Annotated in this window: 1 protein-coding gene; it reads right to left on the bottom strand. The window is 68.3% G+C overall.

The features are described 5' to 3' along the window. Nucleotides 1-23: 23 nt before the first annotated feature. On the bottom strand, nt 24-1,244 hold the full coding sequence (locus KXC43_RS50230) for an IS110 family RNA-guided transposase (RefSeq protein ID WP_438870967.1): 1,221 nt from the start codon (nt 1,242-1,244) through the stop codon (nt 24-26). Nucleotides 1,245-1,435: the final 191 nt, after the last annotated feature.

Below are 1,435 nucleotides of genomic sequence, written 5' to 3'. Positions count from 1 at the left end.
GGGGGGTGTCCCTATGGTTTTTGTCAAGCAGCGAGGGCGAGCTTTTCTGCCGGTTTGTGCTGGTAGGGGGTGTGGGTGCGGAGCATGGCGTGCAGGACGTCGACGCGGCGACGGGCGAGGCAGATGAGGGCGGCGTTGTGTTTCTTGCCTTCAGCCCGTTTGCGGTCGTAATAGGCCCGGCTGAGCGGGTCGGCCAGGGCGGCGAACGCGGACAGGAAGAACGCGCGTTTCAGCTGCTTGTTGCCGCCTTTAGGTGGGTGTTCTCCGCGGATGCTGGTGCCCGATCGACGGGTGACCGGGGCCAGGCCGGCGTAGGCGGCCAGGTGGCCGGAGGTGGGGAACGCAGCGACGTCACCGACTTCGAGCAGGATCCGGGCTGCGGTCCTGACCCCGACACCGGGCATCGAGATCAGGACCGAGGAAAGAGGGTGCGCATCAAGCATCCCCTCGACCTGGACGGCGATCTGGTCGCGTTGTTTTAGCAGTTCACGCAGGCTGTCGGCCAGTCTCGGCAGGATGGTCTCGGCAGCGGCCGTGCCAGCAACGACCACGGTCTGGGCGTCCAGGGCGGTGAAGATCTGCTCGACGAGACGGGCGCCCATGCGCGGTGCCCGCGGTTTGACGATCTCGGTGAGTTTCGAACGGCCGGCCTTGCGCAGCCCGGCCGGGCCGCCGCACCGCGACAGCAGTTCCAGCACGGCGGTGTGCTGGACTTTTGGGCCCAGGACCCGTTCCAGCGGCGGGTGGATCTGGGTGAGCAGACCACGAATGCGATTGCTGATGCGGGTGACTTCACCGGCGAGGTCGTCGTCGTAGCCGACCAGCATCTCCAGTTCGGCGAGGGTGTCATCGCCGGCATCGACGCGGCGCAGCGTGTGCGGCAGCGTGCGGGCGGCATCCGCGATCACGTAGGCGTCGCGGGCGTCGGTCTTCGCGGTGCCGGGATGCAGGTCGGCCAGTCGGCGCATGACCAGGCCGGGCAGGTAGGCGATCTGATGCCCCGCGGCGCGGGCGACCGCGACCGGGAGGGCGCCGATCGAGGATGGCTGGTCGACCACGGCCAGGATCCGGCCGTGCCGGGCCAGCTTGTCGAACAACTTGCGCAACCCCGCCTCGGTGTTCGGCAACGCCGCATCATGCAGCCTCTTGCCCGCCCGGTCCAGGGCGACCGCGTGATGGTCGGTCTTGCCGACGTCCAGGCCCAAAAACACGCCGTACTCGTTGGTCACGCTCGCCTCTCCCACGATGTCCATCATGGGCTCGGCCGCTGATCAGGCGTCGGACTGCCGGCAGCCACGTTACGGAGAGACCTGCCCAGAAAGCGGGTGGCCGGGTCCCTATCAGCGGTCTCGCCGACGCCACCCGGCCCGGCGACAACACCCCCCGGATCATGCGTGCGACAGGGGCAGTAAGTCATACCGGACCGAGCGACCGA

This window comes from Paractinoplanes polyasparticus, from assembly GCF_019710575.1.
GTDB classification, from domain to species: Bacteria; Actinomycetota; Actinomycetes; order Mycobacteriales; family Micromonosporaceae; genus Actinoplanes; species Actinoplanes polyasparticus.
Note: the sequence above shows the minus strand (reverse complement) of the source record. Positions and strands in the feature narration are given on the sequence as shown.